Genomic DNA, 3000 nt, shown 5'->3' on the forward strand with positions numbered 1-3000 from the left:
CACAAATGGAGGGGTTCCCGAGTTGGCCAAAGGGGACGGACTGTAAATCCGTTAGCTGTGCTTTCACTGGTTCGAATCCAGTCCCCTCCACCATTAAAAATTGTTATATGCGGGTGTAGCTCAATGGTAGAGCTCTGGCCTTCCAAGCCAGTTACGAGGGTTCGATTCCCTTCACCCGCTCCAATAAAGAAATGCACCTGTAGCTCAGTAGGATAGAGCAACGGACTTCTAATCCGTGTGTCAGGGGTTCGATTCCTCTCAGGTGCACCATAAATGTTGGGGCGTCGCCAAGTCGGTAAGGCACTAGACTTTGACTCTAGCATCCGTAGGTTCGAGTCCTGCCGCCCCAGCCAATAAAATTATATGACCCATTAGCTCAGTCGGCAGAGCACCTGACTTTTAATCAGGGTGTCCCGCGTTCGAGTCGCGGATGGGTCACCATGAAAAAAATTAGTTGCAAGTTCTTTAAATGGAACTTATAATAGATATTATGGAGAGGTACCGAAGCGGTCATAACGGGGCGGTCTTGAAAACCGTTAGGGTGCAAGCCCACGTGGGTTCGAATCCCACCCTCTCCGCCAAAAAAAATGGAGAAGTACTCAAGTGGCTGAAGAGGCTCCCCTGCTAAGGGAGTAGGTCTCGATAAGGGGCGCGAGGGTTCAAATCCCTCCTTCTCCGCCAGTTCTTTGTATTGAGGGCCTTTAGCTCAGTTGGTTAGAGCGTCCGGCTCATAACCGGCAGGTCCGGGGTTCGAGTCCCTGAAGGCCCACCAATGTTTAGTTATAAGTTAAAAATAGGGGTATAGTTCAGCTGGTAGAACGTCGGTCTCCAAAACCGAATGTCGTGGGTTCGAGTCCTGCTACCCCTGCCAAGTAAAACTTAAATATCATATAAATAATTTTGATCGGGGTGTAGCGCAGTTTGGTAGCGCACGTGGTTTGGGACCATGGGGCCGGGGGTTCGAGTCCCTCCACCCCGACCATTTAAGTAAATGGGCTTGTAGCTCAGGTGGTTAGAGCGCACGCCTGATAAGCGTGAGGTCGGTGGTTCGAGTCCACCCAGGCCCACCAGTAAATATATAAGCGATTTACTGCAAGTATTTAGTTTAAGGGCCTTTAGCTCAGTTGGTTAGAGCGTCCGGCTCATAACCGGCAGGTCCGGGGTTCGAATCCCTGAAGGCCCACCAATACTTGCCCAGATAGCTCAGTCGGTAGAGCAGGGGACTGAAAATCCCCGTGTCGGTGGTTCGATTCCGCCTCTGGGCACCAAACAAAACAACTATCTAGTTAGATAGTTGTTTTTTATAGTAAAAAGAATATTACATCAAATTAAAATGATTCTATACAAGTATGTATCTTAATGATTTTTAGTATCAAATATTTGAAAAAATATAGACTAATGTTTCTTTTACCAACATTTTAATATTATTGTTCATAAGCTTGTTTTTATCCTTGATAATAATTATGTTACTAGGGATATTATAATCAAGGATATCATGGTTTACTAAACTAGAAACATAATCATCTCCATTTAAATAAAGGCATCTGTTCCCATTTGACAACTTCCCTTCACAAAGCTCTATTCTAAGCTTAAAAATGCCAAGTGATGGCTGCCATTCAAACATATATAAGTCACCATAATGAATTTGGTCAGAAAAATTTAATTGACCAGTATATCCAGTTATGTATGCCATAGCACCTTTAAAACTAATGTTCCTTAAATCTAATGATATTACAACGTTACTTTGCATGCACATTACATTAAACTTAATACTATTTTTACTGCTTATTAAATCATATATCTTTAATAATTTCGGTAAATAAAATATATCATCATGATTATGCTTAAGTATAGCTTTTTTAAGTACCTTGTCATTTGAAGATAGATACCTATTATAAAGGTCTACACTTTCTTTTCCTGTGATGGTATCTTCTCTATTGATACCTAAAAGCTTTTCAACCGTTTTTAGCTTGTAGTTACTAAGTTCGAGTAAGTTTTTATTACTTCTTACTATTTTCATTAAATCTAAGCTTTTATTAGCATCAATTTTAAATTCTATATTATACTTGGCGAGCTTAGTGTTGATAAATGGTATGTCGAATGCATCTCCATTATAGTTGATAAAGATATCGAATTTTGATATGAACTCTGAAAAAGATGCAAGTAATTCATATTCTTCAGACAAAGATTCTGCAAAATATTGTTTAATAACTAAAAAGTCGTTTTCACAATAAAGCACTCCAATAAGTATTATATAATCATTATTTCTATTAAATCCCGTTGTTTCAATATCAAAGAAACAAAAATTCTTATTTGAAAGCACCTCTATTAGATTATCTGGAATGTTTATTTTCTGTTGCGTTTTACTTAAGACTATATCCATAATAAAACCCTTTCTATAAAAAAATTATTACACTATAATTATACCAGATTAACTTTTATAAATTCAAAAACTATAGAACATCAAAATACTAACTGTAAAGTACTTGACAATATACGGGTAAATACTATACACTGATAATAGGTTATTAAAGGGAGAGAATTTTGTGAGTGAAATAGTTCTTCATTAAACGAATTTAATAGAACGGTAAATTATCTAAATTGGGTATAAATACCCTTTGTTTGATGTGCTCTTTTACCGTTGATAATGAAGAACAATAGTCCATATAAATTCTCTTAAAATGTTAATTATAATTTTATAATTAGCTTATTATGTCGTGGAATTTGTTTCACGATTTTTTTATGCATAGGAAGCTAAATAATTTCTTTATGCATAGTTTACGCAAAATGTATGTCAATAAAGGCTGTTTAACTAAAATTTTTGACTAAAGCCTTTGTTATTTTAAAGCCATGGATGTTGTTTGTCCATGGCTTTTTTTTGTTGTAAACAAAGACATTAATGAATACTTAGTCCAGCTAAGAAATGTCAATAGTTAAATCTAAAAATATTTGATATTTCTTCAAGTTAAAAAAGGGTAACATCAATAAGCCTTTTGAGAG

At 36.7% G+C, this 3000-nt stretch carries 1 protein-coding gene and 13 tRNA genes; 13 read left to right on the top strand and 1 reads right to left on the bottom strand.

Annotation, left to right across the window (positions count from 1 at the left end; genetic code table 11):
• Positions 1 to 7 precede the first annotated feature (7 nt).
• The 13 genes from HNR33_RS22635 (at position 8) to HNR33_RS22695 (ending at position 1268) form a co-directional block, all read left to right on the top strand.
• Positions 8 to 93, top strand: a tRNA-Tyr gene (locus HNR33_RS22635).
• A gap of 16 nt (positions 94 to 109) precedes the next feature.
• A tRNA-Gly gene (locus HNR33_RS22640) sits at positions 110 to 183 on the top strand.
• A gap of 10 nt (positions 184 to 193) precedes the next feature.
• Positions 194 to 270, top strand: a tRNA-Arg gene (locus HNR33_RS22645).
• Between the two features lie 7 nt (positions 271 to 277).
• A tRNA-Gln gene (locus HNR33_RS22650) sits at positions 278 to 353 on the top strand.
• Positions 354 to 365: 12 nt separating this feature from the next.
• A tRNA-Lys gene (locus HNR33_RS22655) sits at positions 366 to 441 on the top strand.
• Positions 442 to 492: 51 nt separating this feature from the next.
• Positions 493 to 581: transfer RNA gene (locus HNR33_RS22660), tRNA-Ser, on the top strand.
• A gap of 8 nt (positions 582 to 589) precedes the next feature.
• A tRNA-Ser gene (locus HNR33_RS22665) sits at positions 590 to 681 on the top strand.
• Between the two features lie 14 nt (positions 682 to 695).
• Positions 696 to 772 (top strand) — tRNA-Ile (locus HNR33_RS22670).
• Positions 773 to 795: 23 nt separating this feature from the next.
• Positions 796 to 871, top strand: a tRNA-Trp gene (locus tag HNR33_RS22675).
• A 34-nt stretch (positions 872 to 905) separates the two neighbouring features.
• Positions 906 to 982 (top strand) — tRNA-Pro (locus tag HNR33_RS22680).
• Between the two features lie 11 nt (positions 983 to 993).
• Positions 994 to 1070 (top strand) — tRNA-Ile (locus HNR33_RS22685).
• 39 nt (positions 1071 to 1109) lie between these two features.
• Positions 1110 to 1186, top strand: a tRNA-Ile gene (locus HNR33_RS22690).
• 6 nt (positions 1187 to 1192) lie between these two features.
• Positions 1193 to 1268 (top strand) — tRNA-Phe (locus HNR33_RS22695).
• Between the two features lie 104 nt (positions 1269 to 1372).
• Here HNR33_RS22695 and HNR33_RS22700 read toward each other — a convergent pair.
• Complete coding sequence (locus HNR33_RS22700; RefSeq protein WP_429088272.1) at positions 1373 to 2383, bottom strand: ribonuclease H-like domain-containing protein; 1011 nt, start codon at positions 2381 to 2383, stop codon at positions 1373 to 1375.
• Positions 2384 to 3000: the final 617 nt, after the last annotated feature.

Origin of the sequence: Brassicibacter mesophilus, assembly GCF_050433385.1 — a bacterium.
In the GTDB taxonomy this organism is placed as follows: domain Bacteria; phylum Bacillota; class Clostridia; order Tissierellales; family Proteiniboraceae; genus Brassicibacter; species Brassicibacter mesophilus.

Bases quoted from the DNA above. Each gene is read 5' to 3' on its own strand.
- HNR33_RS22700 (WP_429088272.1), bottom strand. From the start codon at position 2,383: ATGGATATAGTCTTAAGTAAAACGCAACAGAAAATAAACATTCCAGAT.